An 18,322-nucleotide genomic window follows, 5' to 3' on the forward strand; every position below is an offset into this window, starting at 1 on the left:
ACCGCGATGTGCTGCGCGGCCGGTCAGCCCCACCACTGGGTCCACAGCAGGATCGCGCCGGAACCCAGCACCACCACCGCCGCGCCGAGGCTAGCCGCGCCCCGCACCCGGTCCGAATACACCTGTGCCACAACGGCGATCGCCGCGACCACAATATGCCAGGCCACCGATTCGGCACCGGGCCCGGGGAAACCGCGCCGCTCGCCGATGATCTCCGCACCGACGACGACCGACGCCAGCAACACCAACCCGGCCGCTGCCACGCCGCTGAGGCCGCGCACGAGTCTCATGAGGCCAGCACCGGTACACCGGTGGCTCTGCCAGCCAGTTTCTCGAACTGCGCCGGCTCGGTGGTGCATTCGCCCAGGCCGATGGTCTTGTTGGCGCCGTGGTAGTCCGAAGACCCCGTCGCCAGCAGTCCGCATTCGCCGGCCAGTTCACGCAGTACCGCCCGGTCCCGGGGACTGTGGTCGGGGTGATCGACTTCCAGACCGCCGAGTCCGTGCGGCGCCAGATCGCGCACCTCCTGCAGGTCCAGCAACCGGCCCCGGCTGCGGGCCCGCCCGTGGGCGAGCACGCTGACGCCGCCGGCGCGTGCGATCATCTCCACCGCCCGGCGCAGCGGGGTATCGGCTTTCTCCACGTAATAGGGGCCGGCCGAGGCGAGTAGATCGGCGAAGGCGGCATCCACCGAGGGCACCACACCCGCCTCCACCAGGGCACGGGCCAGGTGGGGGCGGCCCGCGGCGGGACCGGCGGCGGCCAGCACCGCGTCCGGGTCGATCGGTAGGCCGTCGGCGGCCATCCGTTCGGCCATGGCGCGTAGTCGCTCGACCCGTTCGGCACGCAGCCGTTCCCGCTCGGTCGCGAAACCGCTGTCGGCGGGATCGAACAGATAGGCCAGCAGATGCACCGACACCGGATAGCCGTCGACACCGCGGCCCACACACGACATTTCCATGCCCCGGACCAGGGTCAGCCCGGCCGGGCGGGCGGCCTCGGCCTCGGCCCAGCCGGCAGTGGTGTCGTGATCGGTGAGCGCGACGACATCCAGCCCGGCCTCGGCCGCTCGGCGCACCAGATCGGCCGGGCTGTCGGTGCCGTCGGAGGCGGTGGAGTGGGTATGCAGATCGATGCGCACCCGTCCAGTCTTGCAGTGCCCATCCGGGGCACCCTCGGTGCGGGGCGGCAAGCGCGGGCGCGGCGGCGGCCCCGGGTCGCGGTGACCGGGAGCTGTCCGCGGAGGTCCCGGCCCGGGAGCGGCAGCGACGTAGCATCGACGCGTGCCTTCGATCCCGCTGCCGTTCCATGGTCCGGGGCGGACGCGGCGCGCCGCCGCGGCACCACATATCCGGGTGCCCACCGCACGTGCGGTCGTCGACTGCGCGGTCTATGTGGACGGCAGACGTCTCCCGGGCCGGTTCACCCACGAGAAGGCGCTCGCCGCCGCCAGGGAACGCGGCGGTTTCGTCTGGCTCGGCCTGCACGACCCCGACACCGAGCAGATGGGTGAGGTGGCCGAGACCTTCGGACTGCACGCCCTCGCCGTCGAGGACGCGGTCCAGGCCCATCAGCGGCCCAAACTGGAACGTTACGACGACACCCTGGTCATGGTCATGCGCACGGTCGCCTATCGGGAGCACGAACTGCACACGGTCAGCGAGATCGTCGAAACGGGCGAGCTGCTGATCTTCACCGCACCCGATTTCGTCATCGCCGTCCGGCACGGCGAACATTCGCCGCTGGCGACCGTGCGCCGCGGTCTCGAAGCCGACCCCGCCCGATTACGACTGGGCACCGGCTCGGTGCTGCACGCCATCGCCGACCACGTGGTCGACTCCTATATCGACGTCGTGCAGGCGGTGGAATTCGATATCGACGCAATGGAAGAAGAGGTGTTCACCCCGCGCAGCAGAATCACCGTCGAGGCGATCTATCAGCTCAAACGCGAAATGGTGGAGCTACGACGCGCGGTCAACCCGCTGGCGCTGCCACTGCAACTGCTGGTCCACAAGGAGGAGTTGCCGATCGACCCGGAGATCCGGCGCTATCTGCGCGATGTCGCCGACCACCACACCGGCGTCGCCGAACGCATCACCGATTTCGACGATTCGCTCAGCGCCCTCATCAGTGCCGCGCTCACCAAGATCACCGTCCAGCAGAACACCGATATGCGCAAGATCTCGGCGTGGGTCGCCATCGCCGCGGTACCGACCATGATCGCCGGTATCTACGGGATGAACTTCGAGCATATGCCGGAACTGCGGATCAGCTGGGGTTATCCGGTGGTGCTCGCGGCCATCCTCGGAATCTGCCTGACCCTACTCGCCCTCTTCCACCGCAACGACTGGCTCTGACCGGGCCGCCCACCGGCACCGGCACTACAGCGAAGCCGCGCCCCGGCCGGGGTCCAGCACATCGATCCCGGCCTCGGCCCAGGCATCCCGCAGCGCCTGCGCCCCACGCACCCGCACCCAGGCCGCCTCGGTCGCCGTCACCGGCGTCACCGTGAAATACCGCACCGGCTCCGCCGGATCCGGTAACTCGATCTCCGGCATCTCCCCCGAGCCCAGCAGCACCGCCGTGAACGGCGCGTCCTGCCAGATCGGTTCGCCCAGATCCAGCAGCGCATCGGCCTGCAACACAACGCCTTCGACCGCGGGCGCCGCCGCCAGCACCCCCAGCGTCCGGGCCACCCCCGCCCCGGCACCGGCCGCCGACCGCACCGTGAGCACCAGCTCGGCCCGCGGACCGCGCACCGGATCGGCGTGCAGATCCCCCGGATCACCCATCGGATGCCGCGACCCGCCGACCGTCAGATAGTGCGTCACACCGTCACCCGGGATTCGCAGGATCTCGATCGGCTCCAGACCCAGGAAAGTCATCGAAGCCGTATCCACCCCGGCCGCGTCCACACCGAAGAAATCCGCCACGGCCGTCCGGACGCGCTCGATCACGTCCATCCGCTAGATTGCCAGCTTCGCGAGCAGATCCCGGGCCTGTTCGGCCGTCTTCGGATCACACAGCACGTCGTAACGGCCCGCGACCAACTGCATGGTCGACGCGAAATCCCGCTGACCGCGAGTGGCCGCATACGGGATGGTCGTCGAGATGACCCCGAAAATGATGCCGCCGACCAGGCCCACCACCAGCGGACCGACCATACCGTTGGTGGTGAACAAGCTCAGCAACAGACCCAGGAACAACCCCAGCCACGCACCCGAGACCACACCCCCGCCGATCACCTTGCCCCAGTTCAAGCGGTACAACACCCGCTCGACCTGCATCAGGTCCACGCCGACGATGGTCACGTTCTGCACGGGGAACTGATTGTCCGCCAGATGATCCACCGCACGCTGCGCCTCGGCATAGGTCGGATACGAACCGACCGGCCACCCGGAAGGGGGCGTGGGCAGACCCTGCCTACCGCGATTCGAGCCTCCAAGAGGGTTCGTCATAAGTCCATTCTGTCTTATTTGGCGCCGCCTGCGGCGGCGCGGGGTTGAGGCCCCCTTGGTCTCGCCGTTTCGGCCTCGAGACTCGCGCCTGCGGCGCATGCGCTTCGAGGCCGAAACGGCGAGACGGGCCTCAACCCTTGAGGTGTCTCGTAAGACTCGACGCATGGGGGTCGCGTCGGCATTCGATGGTCGGATCGGATGCGAAGTTTGCTGGAGGTACATGAAGTGCGGAACCGGCGGAGCGGTGGTGAACCCACGGCAGACAACAGATACCGGCTCAGACGCGGGGGGCAGCGGGCACCGCGGACGCTCCCTCGATCACCGCGATTCGGGTCGCGGTCCGGCCGAGGTACCGCCGGACGAACTTCTCATTCCGGTGGTGTGAAGGTGGTTGTCCGCTGCATCCCCGCCGCCCGCCCCTTTTCCGCGATGACCACCGCCATTTTCGCGCTGGCCTCGTCGATCATCTCGTCGCCGAGCATTACCGCGCCGCGGGCGCCGCCGGCGGTGGAGGTGTGGTAGGCGTAGGCCTCGAGGATGAGTTCGGCGTGGTCGTAGTCCGCCTGCCGGGGGCTGAAGATCTCGTTGGCGGCGTCGACCTGGCTCGGGTGCAGTACCCATTTCCCGTCGAAGCCCAGGGCGGCGGTGCGGCCGGCGGCGCGCCGGAAGCCGTCGATATCGCGGATCTGCAGGTAGGGGCCGTCGATGGCCTGCAGGCCGTGGGCGCGGGCGGTGAGCAGGATGGTCATCAGGATGTGGTGGTAGGCGTCACCGGTGTCGTAGCCCTCGGGCTGCTCACCGACCACGAGGGTGCGCATATTGATGCTGGCCATGAAGTCGGCGGGGCCGAAGACCAGGGTCTGCACCCGCGGGCTGGCGGTGGCGATCTCGTCGATATTGCGCAGGCCCAGCGCGTTCTCGATCTGCGGTTCGATACCGATGCGGCCGGGTTCGATCCCGTTGGCCCGTTCCAGCTGGCTCAGCAGCAGATCCAGCGCGCGCACCTGACCGCCGTCGGTGACCTTGGGCAGCAGGATCCCATCGAGTGCGGTACCGGCCCCGTCGACCACCGAGATCACATCCGCGTAGGTCCACTGCGTGGTCCAGTCGTTGACCCGCACCACCCGCAGCTGCCCACCCCAGCCGGAGTCGTTGAGGGCGGCCACGATATTCGCGCGGGCCGCGGCCTTGGCCTCGGGGGCGACCGCGTCTTCGAGGTCGAGAAAGACCTCGTCGACCGGTAGGCCCTTGGCCTTGGCGATCATCTTGGGATTGCTGCCCGGCACGGCGAGCACGGAACGGCGCGGCTTCATCAACTCTCCTGGGGGTCGGCCCGGTCCGGCCCGGGAACATCTAGCCTGACACCATGGCAGCTACCAGGGTGTATATCGCCAGGCTGACCGGCCTGGCGGTGCTGGGGCCGGACGGCGAGTCTATCGGCCGTGTTCGCGACGTGGTGGTCGCCGTCCGGTACGACCGGCAAGAACCGCGTGTCCACGGCCTGGTGGTGGAGTTGCCGACCCGGCGCCGGATCTTCGTTCCGATGCTGCGCGTCACCGCTGTCGAACCCGGTTCGGTGAACCTGAACACCGGCAATGTGAGCCTGCGGCGTTTCGCGCAACGTCCCGGTGAGGTGCTGGCCATGGCGCAGATCGTCGACTCGGCGGTACGCGTGGACGATCCCGATCTGCCCGATCTGGCGGGGGTCGATGTGTATGTGGTGGATCTGGGGATGACGCTCACCCGCACCCGGGACTGGCGGGTGTCGCGGGTGGCGGTGCGCGGGCACCGCAGGCTGGGGCGGCGACGCACCGTGCATGTGGTCGACTGGGCCCGGGTGGAGGGACTCACACCGTACGAGCTGGGGCGGCCGGGTCAGGATGTGAGCACATTGCTCGAGCAGTTCGAGGGCCAGCGCGCCGCCGATGTCGCGCATCTGCTGCGCGAACTGCCGGAGAAGCGGCGGCTGGAGGTCGCGGTGGCGCTCGACGACGAGCGGCTCGCCGATGTGGTCCAGGAGTTGTCCGGCGACGATCAACTGGAATTGCTGGGCAAGCTCGAAATCGGGCGCGCGGCCGATGTCCTCGATGCCATGGATCCCGACGATGCCGCCGACCTGCTGGGCGGGCTGCCGGAGAACGAGGCCGAATCGCTGTTGACGCTGATGGATCCGGAGGAATCGGAGCCGGTGCGCCGGCTGCTCGAACACTCCCCGGATACCGCCGGTGGGCTCATGACGCCGGAGCCGGTGGTCCTGACGCCGTCGACGACCGTCGCGGAGGCGCTGGCCCGCGTCCGCGACCCCGATCTGACGCCCGCGCTGGCCTCGATGGTTTTCGTGGTGCGGCCGCCGACGGCGACGCCGACCGGGCGATACCTGGGCTGCGCGCACCTGCAACAGTTGCTGCGGGAACCGCCCGCGCATCTGGTGGGTGGGCTCCTGGACACCGATCTGACCACCCTCCGACCGGAGGCTCCGCTCACCGCGGTGGCCCGCTTTTTCGCCAGTTACAACCTGGTGTGTGCGCCGGTGGTCGACGAGCAGAATCATCTGCTGGGTGCGGTGAGTGTGGACGATGTACTGGATCATCTGCTGCCGCGTGATTGGCGTGAGGACGAGCAACTGTTCGAGGGTGTACGACAGTGACCGACAAGAGCGCCGCGAGCCGGGCGGCGGCGGCCGCCCGGCAGCGGCTGGAGACACCGGTCGAATCCCGGTTCCGATTCGATTGGGACGCCGAGGCGTTGGCGCGCGGCAGCGAACGCATCGCCCGGTTCCTGGGCACCGGACGCTATCTCGCGTTGCAGACGGTGGTGGTGATCGTCTGGATCGCGTTGAACATCTCCGTCATCACGTTGCGCTGGGACCCCTACCCGTTCATCCTGCTGAATCTGGCCTTCTCCACCCAGGCCGCCTACGCCGCGCCGCTGATCCTGCTGGCGCAGAACCGCCAGGACAATCGCGACCGGGTATCGCTGGAGGAGGACCGGTTACGGGCAGCGCAGACCAAGGCCGATACCGAATTCCTGGCGCGCGAACTGGCCGCCCTGCGGCTGGCGGTGGGCGAGGTGGCCACCCGTGACTATCTGAGGCGGGAACTGGACGAGATCCGCGACTCGCTCGATCGCCTCGAGTCGGCGGCGGGCGTGGGTCCGACGCGCCCGGAAAAGTCTCTCAAGCCGAAACGCAAGAAAACCTCCGGTCACAAGCCGGTTACGGGCGCGGTTTCGTCGCCTGTCGCGGATGAATGACCGGAAATCCGCAATATGCTCCTGACCGGTAGGTAACCTGGATCACGTTGTCCCGAGCACGCCGTCCGGGAATGTCCGGGACGGTTGCTCACCTGTGACATAGAGGAACGGTGGAGCCGAATGCGGATACCTACCCCTGTGGCAATGTCGGCTCTGGTCATGGCGGGCCTGGTAGCGAGCGGTTCGGCCGCACACACCACCTTCTCGTCGACTCCCCCGGAGGCTCCCGGGGCCCGGCTCGCCGCCGATACCGATCGACTGGAAGACCCGGCCGTGACCACCGACGCGCCACTGCCCCAGACACTTGGAATGTTGCCGGTCGAGCGTTCCACGCCCCGGAAACTCCGCGCGCTCAGCCCCACTCCCGCCGACGGGATCCCGCCCTTCGGTGGCATCGTCCCGCTGCAGACCATCGATCTGCCCCGGGGCGGCGGTGCGCTGGGTATTCCGGAGATCGTGCTCGCGGCCTATCGCAATGCCGAACTGGCCCTGCAGTCCTCGACACCCGGTTGCGGTGTCACCTGGAACCTGCTGGCCGGGATCGGCCGGATCGAATCCGGCCACGCGAGCAACGGCCGCACGGATGCCGCCGGCACCACCAACCCGCCCATTTTCGGTCCCGCACTGGATGGCTCGCTGCCCGGCAACGAAGTCATCCGCGCGGCCGACGGAGGCTATGTCCGGGCGCTGGGACCCATGCAGTTCCTGCCGAGCACCTGGGCGCGCTACGCCGCGGACGGCAATGCCGACGGGCGTGCCGATCCACACAATGTCTTCGATGCCGCCCTCGGCGCCGGGAAGTATCTGTGCTCGGGCGGTCTGAATCTGCGTGACCCGCAACAGGAATTACGGGCGGTGCTGCGGTACAACAACTCGATGTCGTACGCGGCCAATGTGCTGAGCTGGTCGGCGGCCTATCGGACCGGCGGCCGGCCGGCCCCGGTCACTGTTGCGCCCGATCCGGTCCCGCCGGGCAGTTACCCGGCCGATTTCCCGCCCGGCCCCACGGATCTGCTGGCCGCGCAGACCGAGAACCAGGTCCCACCACCCCCGCCCTCGCTACCCACGCAGACGCCGCGACCCGCGCCGATGATCCGGATCCCGGGTCTGCCGCCGATTCCCTGCGGGCTGCTGTGCCCGCCGGCTCCGGGCGCCCCGAAGGTGGGCGAGGCCCTGCCCGATCCGGCGCCGGTCGTCCCGGACCGGCCCGCGGACCGTACCGGCCCGGCAGCTCCGGCCCCCACACCCGGCGCCCCGGCGGCTCCCGCACCCGGCGACCGGTCCGCACCGGCACCGGACGAATCAGCGCCGGCCGCACCGCCGCCCGCCGAAAATCGGAATCCGCCGGCACCTGCACCTGCACCGCCGGCACCGCCGTCGATCACGCTCCCCGGCGGGATCGTCATCCCACTGCCGATCGGGCTCCCCCCGGTGCCGGTGGTGGCCCCGCCCGCACCGGTGGACACCATCCCGGCGGCACCCGAGCCCGCGGCACCGGCGGCACCCGCCCCACCCGCCTGAGCTGGCGATTCCACCGGACACGCAGCAGCCGTACCGCACCCGGGGGGACGGGCCCGGTCACCGGCCGGGCCCGTCGGCCGATGCGCACACCCGGGCGGGCGCAGACCGAGTTCCGAAGCAGCGCCGCCGCTTCCCATTCCCATTCGCGCTGAAATAATGGTCACGGAGGAGTAACAAACAGATCTCGGATGCGGTATTGTCGACACAACAGGTCACGGAGCGGCAACGAATCAACTCGTGACCGCAGGCTGTGCGTTGAGATGAAGGGCTTGAGTACGTGGGGCGTCACCGTAAACAGCAACCTGCCACCGTTTCTCGCAGCTCGGTGCTCGCACTCACCGGGCTGGTTCCGGCCGGAGTGGTGGCCACCAATGCCGCCGCGGCGGTGGTCACCGATCCGACCGCGGCCTCGGTGGCCATGCAGGTCTCGGCACTCGGCGCCGCCCCCGCGCAGGCCGCGGCCCCCGTCGCCGTCGACCCCACCGTGCTGCACGCCATGGCCAAGCAATCACCGGAGGCGCCCGTCGAGGTGAGATCGGTGGCGCTGGATCCGAACCGTCCCCGCAACGATCTCCCCGTGGCAGCCTCGGGCATCCCCGGGATCGCCGAGGCCGCCTATATCGGCGCCGCGCAGATCCTGGCCGACGAGAATCCGGACTGCAATATGCCGTGGACCATGCTCGCCGGTATCGGCCGGGTCGAGTCCACCCATATGAACGACGGCCGGGCCGATGCCGACGGTAACGCCCTCGCCCCGGTATTCGGTCCCGTTCTGGACGGCAGCCTGTCGGGCAACAATGTCATCCACGATTCCGACGGCGGCGCGCTGGACGGGTACAGCGGCTACGACCGCGCCGTCGGCCCCATGCAGTTCCTGCCGGAGACCTGGACCAGTTTCGCCGCCGACGGCAATCGCGACGGCATCTCCGATCCGCAGAACTACTACGACGCCACGCTGACGGCCGGTAAGTACCTGTGCTCCGGCGGCCTGGACATGCGCGATCCCGCCCAGCAGACCAGGGCCATCCTGCGCTACAACAACTCGATGGCCTACGTCGCGAACGTGATGGCCTGGGAGCAGTCGTACCAGACGGGTATCGCACCGCGGCCCGCGGAACTCCCCAAGATCTGACCGCACTACCATCGGCAGCATGCCAGTGGTAACGGAAGCGGAGGTGCGGGGCGCCCTCGCGAAGGTCGACGACCCCGAGATCCGGAAGCCGATCACCGAACTGGGCATGGTGAAGAGCATCCGGATCGAGCCGGACGGCAATGTGCACATCGAGGTCTACCTGACCACCGCCGGCTGCCCGTTACGCACCGAGATCACGCAGCGGGTCAGTACCGCGGTCGCCGACGTCCCGGGCGTAGGCGCGGTCTCGGTCGATCTCGATGTGATGAGCGACGAGCAGCGCACCGAACTGCGCAAACAATTACGCGGTGATTCCGCGGAGCCGGTCATCCCCTTCGCCCAGCCCGGTTCGATGACCCGCGTGTACGCGGTGGCCTCCGGAAAGGGCGGCGTCGGCAAATCCAGCGTGACGGTCAACCTGGCGGCGGCACTCGCCGACCGCGGCCTGTCCGTCGGAGTGCTCGACGCCGATATCTACGGCCACTCCATCCCCCGGATGCTCGGTACCGACGCCCGGCCCACCCAGGTGGAGCGGATGATCATGCCGCCGGTCGCGCACGACGTGAAGATGATCTCGATCGCGCAGTTCACCAAGGGCAACACCCCGGTGGTGTGGCGCGGCCCCATGCTGCACCGAGCCCTGCAGCAGTTCCTGGCGGACGTGTTCTGGGGCGACTTGGACGTCCTGCTGCTGGATCTGCCGCCCGGCACCGGTGATGTGGCGATCTCCATCGCCCAGCTGATCCCGAATGCCGAGATCCTGGTCGTCACCACCCCGCAGATCGCGGCCGCCGAAGTCGCCGAGCGCGCCGGCGCCATCGCACTGCAGACCCGGCAGCGGATCGCCGGTGTGGTGGAGAACATGTCCTGGCTGGATCTACCCGACGGCACCCGGATGGATCTGTACGGGTCCGGCGGCGGGCAGGCGGTGGCCGACCGTCTCACCCGGGCGGTGGGCGCGGAGGTACCGCTGCTGGGTCAGATCCCGATCGAGCAGGCGCTGCGCGAAGCCGGTGACGAGGGCACACCCATCGTGCTGAAGGATCCGGAGAACCCGTCGGCCGTGGCCCTGCGCGCGGTGGCGGACAAGCTCGCGGTCCGCCGGCGCGGCCTGGCCGGTATGTCACTGGGTATCGACACCACCCGTCATCTCTGAGCGCACATAGACTCGATCCATGCTCACCCTGCTGCTGTACGTCGTGATCGTCGGTTTGGTGGCCGCAGTCCTGTTTCTCCTGGCCAGCGCCCTGTTCGGGCGGTCGGAGGAGCTGGGTCCGCTTCCCGAGGGCACCACGGCGACGGTGCTACCGGTAGAGGGCATCGACGGCGCGGATGTCCGGGCGCTGCGCTTCCAGCAGGTCGTCCGCGGGTACAAGGCCGGTGAGGTCGACTGGGCGCTGGCCCGGCTGGCCGCCCGGATCGACGAGTTGCAGGGTCAACTCGCCGAGGCCCGCGCGACCGGTGCCGCCCCGCGGCAGGGTCCGGAGCAGCCGTGACCGGCTCCGGGGCGACCGACACGCTGATCCGCTGCCCGTGGTCGGTGGATTCCCCGCTCTACCGGGATTACCACGACCAGGAATGGGGCCGGCCACTGCATGGTGACGACGCTCTGTTCGAGCGGCTGTGTCTGGAGGCTTTTCAGTCCGGCCTGGCGTGGATCACGATTCTGCGCAAACGGCCCGCGTTCCGGGCGGCGTTCGCCGGATTCGCCATCGACCGGGTCGCGGAGTTCGGCGACACCGATCGCGAACGGCTGCTCACCGATGCCGGCATTGTGCGCAATCGCGCGAAAATAGACGCGTGTATCGCCAACGCGAAAGTCGCGCGCCAACTCGATATCGGACTCGACGAATTGCTGTGGTCCTTCGCCCCGCCGTCACGACCGCGTCCGCGGGCATTGCGCGATATTCCGGCGACGACCCCCGAATCCGTCGCACTGGCAAAAGAATTGAAGCGGCGCGGTTTCCGTTTCGTCGGGCCGACCACCGCGTACGCTCTCATGCAGGCCACCGGGATGGTCGACGATCACTTGGCGGAATGCTGGGTCGATACCCGGCACACCACGATCGGCTGACCGATCACATTTGGACGTCGAGTGTCCGTCATCTCATGCGATAGGGAAGAATGGACCGAGTGCGGTCCGTCGTCTCAACCGACGGACCGCCCGGTTGGCGACAACCGGAGTTCCGAGCAAGTGCGCAGCATACAGCGCAGATCTGGAGGGAGCAGAGGATGGCGGCCATGAAGCCCCGTACCGGGGACGGTCCCCTCGAGGCAACCAAGGAAGGCCGTGGGATCGTCATGCGGGTCCCACTCGAGGGTGGCGGGCGTCTGGTCGTAGAACTCACGCCGGACGAAGCCGCGGCACTCGGTGACGAATTGAAGAGTGTCACCGGCTAGACAGGTAGCCGAACAATCGGCGCTCGCCGCGGTCGCCGAGGTACTGAGCTGCCCCGAATGCGACCGCGGCCTGTCGTCCGCGCCGGGCACACTACGCTGCTCTCGCGGGCACAGTTTCGATATCGCCCGGCAGGGCTATATCAGTCTGCTCACCGGTGCCGCCACCAAACTGACCGGTGACACCGCCGCCATGCTCGACGCGCGGGCGGCTTTCCAGAACACCGGAAATTTCGCTCCGATCGCCGACGCCGTCGCGGCGGCCACGGGTGATACCGGCACCCGCGGGTTCATCGCGGATATCGGTGCGGGTACCGGCTACTATCTGGCGCGCGTTCTCGACGCGGTCCCGGCGGCCCGCGGGATCGCCTTGGATATCGCCAAACCGGCCGGCCGGCGGTGCGCCCGCGCCCATCCACGCGCGGCCGCGGTGGTGGCCGACGCCTGGCGGGGCCTGCCGATCCGCGACCACACGCTCACCACCGCGCTGTCGGTGTTCGCGCCGCGCAATCCGGATGCCGTGGCCCGGGCTCTCGGACCCGCCGGCCGCTATATCGTCGTCACACCCACGGACCGGCATCTGGCCGAACTCATCGAACCGGTCGGCATGGTCACCGTCGATCCGGCGAAGGACCGCCGCCTCGCCGAGGCCATGACCGGCCGTTTCACCCGGACCGAACACCGCACGGTCGACTACGCCATGACTCTCGCCCACGCCGATATCGCGAATCTGGTGGCAATGGGCCCGTCCGCGCACCATGCCGACGACGCGACGGCCCGGATCGCCCGCCTGCCCGATCCCTTCGAGGTCACCGCGTCGGTCACCGTGGGCACCTACATTCCGGTGTGATCTCACCGCCCCCTCGCCGTCATGGTGAGCAGGGGGCAATCACACTGGCACAGAGAGCAATCCACTCGCGACATCGGCCTGATCGCCGAGTAACACGATCCTGATGTCCTTGTTCTATGCGGATACCGACATTCGGCAAACGGAAAGACACCGGCACCACCACCATCTACGAGCAGATCGGCGGCCACGAAGCGCTCGAAGTAGTCGTCGCCGATTTCTACACGAGGGTCCTCGCCGACGAGGAACTGGCCGGCTTCTTCACCGGGACGAACATGTCCCGGCTGCGGGGCAAGCAGGTCGAATTCTTCGCGGCGGCGTTGGGCGGGCCCGAACCCTACTCGGGCGCGCCGATGAAACAGGTGCATCAGGGGCGCGGGATCACCATGCACCATTTCGGTCTGGTGGCCGATCACCTGACCGATTCACTGACGGCGGCCGGCGTCGGCGAGGAGACCGTGGCCCAGATCATCGCGGCCATCGCCCCCCTGGCCGAGGACATCACCTCCGGGTCCTCCTCGGCCTGACGGCCGGCGCGGAACTCACCGTTTGCAGACGGTCCGGTACACGGCCAGGGTCTGCTCGGCGATCCGGTGCCAGTCGAATTCTGCCCGCGCGCGGCGACGGCCGGCCGCGCCCAGTTCGGCCGCGCGCGCCCGGTCCGGCGCCAGTTCGTTGACAGCGGCCGCCAGCGCACGCTCGTAGTCACCGGTCGCCCCGGCCTCGAAATGCACCAGCCGGCCGGTCCGCCCATCGGCCACGACCTCGGGGATTCCGCCCACATCCGAGGCGATCACGGCGGTCGAACAGGCCATGGCCTCCAGATTCACGATCCCCAGCGGTTCGTAGACCGAGGGGCAGACGAAAACCGTGGCCACCGCCAGCAGCTGCCGGATCTGCTCGGTGGGCAGCATCTCCCGGACCCAGAACACATTCCCGCGGCAATGGTGCAACCCGGACACCGCATTCGCGACCTCGGCCTCCAGTTCCGGCGTGTCCGGCGCGCCCGCGCACAGGACGAGCTGGATCTCCGGATCGATCTCGCGCGCCGCGCCCAGCAGATGCCCGACCCCTTTCTGCCGGGTTATCCGCCCCACGAACACCGCCAGCGGCCGGTCCGCCCGCACCCCGAGCTCGTCGAGAATGCGGCGGCCACCCGGCTCCGGCGGGCCGGGATGCCAGATGTCGGCGTCGATCCCGTTGCGCACGACGTGCACCCGGGTGGGATCCAGCGCGGGGTAGGCGTCGAGTACGTCGCGACGCATCCAGTCGCTCACCGCGATCACCGCGTCGGCGTGTTCGAGCGCATTGCGTTCCGACCAGGACGACAACCGGTAACCACCGCCCAGCTGTTCGGCTTTCCACGGTCGCCGCGGTTCCAGCGAATGGGTGGTGACCACGTGCGGGATCCCGTGGAGGGTGGCGGCCAGATGCCCCGCCAGGCCCGAGTACCAGGTGTGCGAATGGACCACATCCGCCGCGCCGATCGCGTCGGCCATCCGTAACTGTGCCGACATCATCCGGAGGGCGGGATTGGCGCCGTCGAGGGCCGGGTCGGGTCCGTGCACCCGGGCGGTCTCGCGCGGTACGCCCATACAGTGCACGGTCACCGCGCTCAACCGCCGTAACCGGGCCGCCAGTTCGGTCACGTGGACGCCCGCGCCCCCGTAGACCTCGGGTGGAAACTCTCGGGTCAGCATGGCCACCCGTAGCTCGTCGGCCGCAGCCGATTCGGCCGCGCCGCTGGAACCGGAACTCACGAATTCACGGTAGCCGCCGAGCGGTCGATGCCCGGCGACCACCTCGTTCGGTAGTTTGGCACTGTGAGGAGCCAGCCGCACGTCCTGGGAATCGTGCTCGCCGGTGGCGAGGGCAAGCGACTCTTTCCACTGACCGCCGACCGGGCCAAGCCGGCCGTCCCCTTCGGGGGCGCCTACCGCCTCATCGACTTCGTTCTCAGCAATCTCGTCAACGCCGGTTTCCTCCGCATCTGTGTGCTCACCCAGTACAAATCGCATTCGCTGGACCGGCATATCTCGCAGACCTGGCGGCTCTCCGGTTTCGCCGGTGAATACATCACTCCGGTTCCGGCCCAGCAGCGGCTGGGACCGCGCTGGTACACCGGCAGCGCCGACGCCATCATGCAGTCGCTGAATCTCATCTACGACGAGGATCCGGATTACATCGTGGTCTTCGGCGCCGATCACGTCTACCGGATGGACCCGGAACAGATGGTGGCCCACCATATCGATTCCGGGGCCGGGGTCACGGTGGCCGGTATCCGGGTGCCGCGCAGCGAGGCGGGTGCTTTCGGCTGTATCGATTCCGACGAATCCGGCCGCATTATCGGTTTCCTGGAGAAGCCGGCGCATCCGCCCGGTATCCCCGACGATCCGAATTCGACCTTCGCCTCGATGGGCAACTACGTGTTCACCACCAAAGTGCTGGTGGATTCGATCAAGGCCGACGCCGAGGATTCCGATTCCGACCACGATATGGGTGGTGACATCATTCCCAGCCTGGTTTCGGCGAGTCAGGCGGCGGTCTACGATTTCGCCGACAACGAGGTCCCCGGTGCCACCGACCGCGACCGCGGCTACTGGCGCGATGTCGGCACCATCGACGCTTTCTACGAAGCCCATATGGACCTGGTGTCGGTGAACCCGGTGTTCAACCTCTACAACCGGCACTGGCCCATCCGGGGCGCCGCGGAGAATCTGCCGCCGGCGAAATTCGCGCGGGGCGGCCTGGCCCAGGAATCGATCGTCGGGGCGGGCAGCATCCTGTCCGCGGCGACCGTCCGCAATTCGGTGCTCAGCGCGAATGTGATGGTCGACGACGGAGCCACGGTCGAGGGCAGTGTGCTGATGCCCGGGGTACGGATCGGGCGGGGTGCGGTGGTCCGGCGCGCGATCCTGGACAAGAACGTCATGGTGTCCGAGGGGGAGGTCATCGGCGTGGATTCCGAGCGGGATCGCTCCCGCTTCGCGATCAGCAACGGCGGTGTGGTGACCGTCGGCAAGGGCACCTGGGTCTGACCCGGCCCGCGAGGTGCCCCCTCCCTGCGGAGGGGGCACCTCGCGGGCGGCGGCTCAGCGGACGTCGCGTCCCCGTATCCCGGCGAGTCCGGCCGCGAGCAGCACCACGGCGACCACCGTGACCGCTATGACCGGAGTCGCGGTGAACTCCGATCCGGGCACTTTGGGCGCGTGACTGAACGGTTCCAGATCGCGGAACCACTGTGGCGCGCCGGAGAACGAACCGAGCAGGAATACCGCGATCGCGGCGGTGAGCAGCCCCCACGCCACCGGCGTCCAGCGCGGCACCAGCCCGAACAGCGCCAGGGTCACCCCGGCGAAGAACCAGATCGCCGGAAGCTGGACCAGCGCGGCGGCCAGGACGCCGGGCAGTTCCCCGCCGATATCCTGCTTGGCGAGTCCGTAGGCCACGCCACCGAGCAACCCGGCGGTCAGCATGATCACCACCGGCCCACCGAGCGCGAACACCAGATGGCTACCGGCCCAGCGCAGCCGGCCGACGGCACCGCTGAGCACCGATTCGGCCTGGTGGCCGTTCTCCTCGCCGAACAACCGCAGCGTCGCCGAGACGGCGTACGCCGCACCCGCGACCCCGAGCATGGTGAAGGCATAGGAGATGAACGAATCCTCGATCGATTCGGACCCGCCCATTCGGGTGATCAGATCGCGCAGCGTCTCGTTCTGGGCGAAGCTGTCGCCGATACCCGCCACCACGCTGCCGATCACCAGGCCGTAGAGACCGACCCCGATCGTCCAGGCCAGCAGGGTGCCGCGCTGCAGCCGCACCGCCAGGCCGAACGGTCCGGCCAGGCTCGCGCCGGCGGCCGGCGCCCCCAGTCGTTCCGCGATGAGTCCCGCACCGACATCGCGGCGGCGCAGCAGCGCGTAGGCGACGGTCAGCAGCACCACCAGCAGGGCCAGGTGCAGTACCGGCACCCACCAGCGATCACCGGCGTACGGCCGCACCTGCAACGACCAGCCCTGCGGGGACAACCAGGTCAGCGGGCTCACCGGGCCCGCCCCCGCGCGGGCGTCACCGATCGCCCGCAGGGTGAAGGTGACCGCGAGCACCGCGAACGCCAGCCCGCGCGCCAGGCGCGCGCCGGTGCAGACCTGCGCCGTCACCGCGGCCACGGCCGCGAACACCATGCCGGATCCGGCCAGCGCCAGCCCGAAGGCCAGCGATCCGCTCGCCGGGACGTCTGTCGCGGTCAGGCTCACCGCCCCGAGCAGACCGGTGAGCAGTGCGCCGCCCAGCGCCAGGACGAGCGCGGCCGTCAGGTTCGCGTAACGACCGACCGAGGTGGAGGCCAGGATCTCGCTGCGTCCCGTCTCCTCCTCGGCCCTGGTGTGCCGGATGACGGTGAGGATGGTGGCCACCGCGATGAGGGTGTGGAACATTCCGGCCTTCCAGATGCCCACCGCGCCGATCGAGGTGTTGTAGATCGGGCCGTACATCGCCAACTGCGCCGGGCTGGCCAGAATGGTGGCCGCGAACGAGGCACGATCGGCGGCGGTGGGATACACCGATTCGATACTGGCCACATAGACCCCGCCCAACGGGAGAGACAGCAGCAGGATCCACAGCGGCGCCACGATCCGGTCACGACGCAGGTACAGCCGCAGCAGCCGGGCGGTCCCGGTGAATCCGGTGCGGCCGGACCTCGTATGGCGCACGCTGTGGCGTGTTCCGGCGACGGCGGTGGTCATTTCCGCGCCTCTTCCAGTTCGCCGGCCTGCCGGCCGTTGATCGAGTAATGCCGCATGAACAGTTCTTCCAGCGTCGGCGGACGGCTGGTCAGGCTGCTGACACCGGTATCGCCGAGGACACGGATGAGTTCGGCCAGATGTTCGCCGTCGACCTGGCAGCGCAGCGTGTGGTCGTCCATGCTCACATCCGCCACCCCGGGCATGGCCGCGATATCACCGGGATCACCGGTGAGTTCGGCCGTGATGGAGGTGCGGCTGAGATGCCGCATGGACGACAGCGTGCCGCTCTCCACCGTGCGTCCGGACCGGATGATGGTGACCCGCTCGCACAGTGCCTCCACCTCCGAGAGGATGTGGCTGGACAGCAGTACGGTCGCTCCCCGCTCGGCCGCCTCGGCGATACATTCCCGGAACACCTGCTCCATCAGCGGGTCCAGGCCGGAGGTGGGCTCGTCCAGCAGCAGCAGCCGGGCGTGCGAGGAGAAGGCCGAGACCAGCGCGACCTTCTGCCGATTGCCCTTGGAGTAGGTGCGCGCCTTTTTCCGGGGATCGAGTTCGTAGCGTTCGATCAGTTCGGCCCGGCGCGCGGTGTCGAGCCCGCCGCGCATCGCGGCCAGCAGGTCGATGGTCTCGCCGCCGCTCAGCGACGGCCACAGGGTCACATCGCCCGGCACGTAGGCGATCTCGCGGTGCAGTGCCACCGCGTCGGCCCAGGGGTCGCGCCCCAGCATCTCCACCTCGCCGGAGGTGCGGGTCAGCAGACCCAGCAGCACTCGGATGGTGGTGGACTTGCCGGAACCATTGGGGCCCAGGAATCCGTGGACCTCGCCCTCGGACACTTCCAGATCGAGGCCGTCCAGTGCCCGGACCGGACCGAAGTGTTTGTGCAGATCCCGGATCCGAATTGCCGAAATCATCGTGTCTCCTCATGGGACAGGGATAGAGCGTTGATGGAGAGGATTCGCGG

The 18,322-nt window shown here is 68.7% G+C and carries 20 protein-coding genes; 12 read left to right on the plus strand and 8 right to left on the minus strand.

What is annotated here, in order from left to right:
- Positions 1–23: 23 nt before the first annotated feature.
- Both ACQPYS_RS24325 and ACQPYS_RS24330 read right to left on the minus strand, forming a co-directional pair.
- Positions 24–290, minus strand: a complete 267-nt coding sequence (locus ACQPYS_RS24325) for a hypothetical protein (RefSeq protein ID WP_063037451.1) — start codon at positions 288–290, stop codon at positions 24–26.
- The gene (locus tag ACQPYS_RS24330) at positions 287–1,141 is read right to left on the minus strand and encodes a PHP domain-containing protein (protein WP_063037449.1); all 855 of its coding nucleotides are present in this window, start codon (positions 1,139–1,141) and stop codon (positions 287–289) included. The genes ACQPYS_RS24325 and ACQPYS_RS24330 overlap by 4 nt, the downstream gene beginning before the upstream one ends.
- Before the next feature lie 142 nt (positions 1,142–1,283).
- Here ACQPYS_RS24330 and ACQPYS_RS24335 point away from each other — a divergent pair, with 142 nt between their 5' ends.
- Positions 1,284–2,357, plus strand: a complete 1,074-nt coding sequence (locus tag ACQPYS_RS24335; protein ID WP_433490917.1) for a magnesium and cobalt transport protein CorA — start codon at positions 1,284–1,286, stop codon at positions 2,355–2,357.
- Between the two features lie 24 nt (positions 2,358–2,381).
- On the opposite strand, the gene ACQPYS_RS24340 is transcribed toward ACQPYS_RS24335, so the two are convergent.
- From ACQPYS_RS24340 to ACQPYS_RS24350, 3 genes are all read right to left on the minus strand, one after another.
- Positions 2,382–2,963, minus strand: coding sequence for a suppressor of fused domain protein (locus ACQPYS_RS24340; RefSeq protein ID WP_433490918.1), 582 nt, complete (start codon positions 2,961–2,963; stop codon positions 2,382–2,384).
- Between the two features lie 3 nt (positions 2,964–2,966).
- The gene (locus ACQPYS_RS24345; protein WP_063037445.1) at positions 2,967–3,458 is read right to left on the minus strand and encodes a general stress protein; all 492 of its coding nucleotides are present in this window, start codon (positions 3,456–3,458) and stop codon (positions 2,967–2,969) included.
- A gap of 368 nt (positions 3,459–3,826) precedes the next feature.
- Positions 3,827–4,771 (minus strand): HpcH/HpaI aldolase/citrate lyase family protein, encoded by a 945-nt coding sequence (locus tag ACQPYS_RS24350; RefSeq protein ID WP_433490919.1) that lies wholly within the window; start codon positions 4,769–4,771, stop codon positions 3,827–3,829.
- Between the two features lie 53 nt (positions 4,772–4,824).
- On the opposite strand from ACQPYS_RS24350, the gene ACQPYS_RS24355 reads away from it, so the two are divergent.
- From ACQPYS_RS24355 to ACQPYS_RS24400, 10 genes are all read left to right on the plus strand, one after another.
- The gene (locus tag ACQPYS_RS24355) at positions 4,825–6,105 is read left to right on the plus strand and encodes a magnesium transporter MgtE N-terminal domain-containing protein (protein WP_063037441.1); all 1,281 of its coding nucleotides are present in this window, start codon (positions 4,825–4,827) and stop codon (positions 6,103–6,105) included.
- Positions 6,102–6,710: a DUF1003 domain-containing protein gene (locus ACQPYS_RS24360; RefSeq protein WP_433490920.1), complete on the plus strand. Its 609-nt coding sequence runs from the start codon at positions 6,102–6,104 to the stop codon at positions 6,708–6,710. The genes ACQPYS_RS24355 and ACQPYS_RS24360 overlap by 4 nt, the downstream gene beginning before the upstream one ends.
- 144 nt (positions 6,711–6,854) lie before the next feature.
- Positions 6,855–8,231: a lytic transglycosylase domain-containing protein gene (locus tag ACQPYS_RS24365; RefSeq protein WP_433490921.1), complete on the plus strand. Its 1,377-nt coding sequence runs from the start codon at positions 6,855–6,857 to the stop codon at positions 8,229–8,231.
- A 277-nt stretch (positions 8,232–8,508) separates the two neighbouring features.
- Complete coding sequence (locus tag ACQPYS_RS24370) at positions 8,509–9,363, plus strand: lytic transglycosylase domain-containing protein (protein ID WP_433490922.1); 855 nt, start codon at positions 8,509–8,511, stop codon at positions 9,361–9,363.
- Positions 9,364–9,382: 19 nt separating this feature from the next.
- On the plus strand, positions 9,383–10,519 hold the full coding sequence (locus ACQPYS_RS24375) for an Mrp/NBP35 family ATP-binding protein (protein WP_063037433.1): 1,137 nt from the start codon (positions 9,383–9,385) through the stop codon (positions 10,517–10,519).
- A gap of 19 nt (positions 10,520–10,538) precedes the next feature.
- Positions 10,539–10,859: a DivIVA domain-containing protein gene (locus tag ACQPYS_RS24380; RefSeq protein WP_063037431.1), complete on the plus strand. Its 321-nt coding sequence runs from the start codon at positions 10,539–10,541 to the stop codon at positions 10,857–10,859.
- Positions 10,856–11,437, plus strand: a complete 582-nt coding sequence (locus ACQPYS_RS24385; protein WP_063037429.1) for a DNA-3-methyladenine glycosylase I — start codon at positions 10,856–10,858, stop codon at positions 11,435–11,437. The genes ACQPYS_RS24380 and ACQPYS_RS24385 overlap by 4 nt, the downstream gene beginning before the upstream one ends.
- Before the next feature lie 158 nt (positions 11,438–11,595).
- Entirely contained in the window at positions 11,596–11,763 is a 168-nt protein-coding gene (locus ACQPYS_RS24390; RefSeq protein WP_064484472.1) for a DUF3117 domain-containing protein, read from the plus strand.
- The gene (locus tag ACQPYS_RS24395) at positions 11,750–12,610 is read left to right on the plus strand and encodes a putative RNA methyltransferase (protein ID WP_433490923.1); all 861 of its coding nucleotides are present in this window, start codon (positions 11,750–11,752) and stop codon (positions 12,608–12,610) included. The genes ACQPYS_RS24390 and ACQPYS_RS24395 overlap by 14 nt, the downstream gene beginning before the upstream one ends.
- Before the next feature lie 116 nt (positions 12,611–12,726).
- A complete protein-coding gene (locus ACQPYS_RS24400; RefSeq protein ID WP_063037425.1) occupies positions 12,727–13,134 on the plus strand; it encodes a group I truncated hemoglobin in 408 nt (135 codons plus the stop codon).
- 15 nt (positions 13,135–13,149) lie between these two features.
- Here the strand turns inward: ACQPYS_RS24400 and glgA are convergent, their stop codons facing one another.
- Positions 13,150–14,307: a glycogen synthase gene (glgA, locus tag ACQPYS_RS24405; protein ID WP_063037572.1), complete on the minus strand. Its 1,158-nt coding sequence runs from the start codon at positions 14,305–14,307 to the stop codon at positions 13,150–13,152.
- A 123-nt stretch (positions 14,308–14,430) separates the two neighbouring features.
- Between glgA and glgC the strand changes: the two genes are divergently transcribed.
- The gene (glgC, locus tag ACQPYS_RS24410) at positions 14,431–15,645 is read left to right on the plus strand and encodes a glucose-1-phosphate adenylyltransferase (RefSeq protein WP_431941017.1); all 1,215 of its coding nucleotides are present in this window, start codon (positions 14,431–14,433) and stop codon (positions 15,643–15,645) included.
- 54 nt (positions 15,646–15,699) lie between these two features.
- Here glgC and ACQPYS_RS24415 read toward each other — a convergent pair whose 3' ends face one another.
- Positions 15,700–17,355: an ABC transporter permease gene (locus ACQPYS_RS24415; protein ID WP_433490924.1), complete on the minus strand. Its 1,656-nt coding sequence runs from the start codon at positions 17,353–17,355 to the stop codon at positions 15,700–15,702.
- Positions 17,352–18,272 carry an ABC transporter ATP-binding protein gene (locus tag ACQPYS_RS24420; RefSeq protein WP_063037419.1) on the minus strand — a complete coding sequence of 307 codons (921 nt, stop codon included), beginning with the start codon at positions 18,270–18,272 and terminating at the stop codon, positions 17,352–17,354. The genes ACQPYS_RS24415 and ACQPYS_RS24420 overlap by 4 nt, the downstream gene beginning before the upstream one ends.
- Between the last annotated feature and the right edge of the window lie 50 nt (positions 18,273–18,322).

Source organism: Nocardia grenadensis (assembly GCF_050942415.1).
In the GTDB taxonomy this organism is placed as follows: Bacteria; Actinomycetota; Actinomycetes; order Mycobacteriales; family Mycobacteriaceae; genus Nocardia; species Nocardia grenadensis.

Bases quoted from the DNA above. Each gene is read 5' to 3' on its own strand.
- ACQPYS_RS24325 (WP_063037451.1), bottom strand. From the start codon at position 290: ATGAGACTCGTGCGCGGCCTCAGCGGCGTGGCAGCGGCCGGGTTGGTG.
- ACQPYS_RS24340 (WP_433490918.1), bottom strand. From the start codon at position 2,963: ATGGACGTGATCGAGCGCGTCCGGACGGCCGTGGCGGATTTCTTCGGT.
- ACQPYS_RS24345 (WP_063037445.1), bottom strand. From the start codon at position 3,458: ATGACGAACCCTCTTGGAGGCTCGAATCGCGGTAGGCAGGGTCTGCCC.
- ACQPYS_RS24350 (WP_433490919.1), bottom strand. From the start codon at position 4,771: ATGAAGCCGCGCCGTTCCGTGCTCGCCGTGCCGGGCAGCAATCCCAAG.
- ACQPYS_RS24355 (WP_063037441.1), top strand. From the start codon at position 4,825: ATGGCAGCTACCAGGGTGTATATCGCCAGGCTGACCGGCCTGGCGGTG.
- ACQPYS_RS24365 (WP_433490921.1), top strand. From the start codon at position 6,855: ATGTCGGCTCTGGTCATGGCGGGCCTGGTAGCGAGCGGTTCGGCCGCA.
- ACQPYS_RS24375 (WP_063037433.1), top strand. From the start codon at position 9,383: ATGCCAGTGGTAACGGAAGCGGAGGTGCGGGGCGCCCTCGCGAAGGTC.
- ACQPYS_RS24380 (WP_063037431.1), top strand. From the start codon at position 10,539: ATGCTCACCCTGCTGCTGTACGTCGTGATCGTCGGTTTGGTGGCCGCA.
- ACQPYS_RS24390 (WP_064484472.1), top strand. From the start codon at position 11,596: ATGGCGGCCATGAAGCCCCGTACCGGGGACGGTCCCCTCGAGGCAACC.
- ACQPYS_RS24400 (WP_063037425.1), top strand. From the start codon at position 12,727: ATGCGGATACCGACATTCGGCAAACGGAAAGACACCGGCACCACCACC.
- glgA (WP_063037572.1), bottom strand. From the start codon at position 14,307: ATGCTGACCCGAGAGTTTCCACCCGAGGTCTACGGGGGCGCGGGCGTC.
- ACQPYS_RS24415 (WP_433490924.1), bottom strand. From the start codon at position 17,355: ATGACCACCGCCGTCGCCGGAACACGCCACAGCGTGCGCCATACGAGG.
- ACQPYS_RS24420 (WP_063037419.1), bottom strand. From the start codon at position 18,272: ATGATTTCGGCAATTCGGATCCGGGATCTGCACAAACACTTCGGTCCG.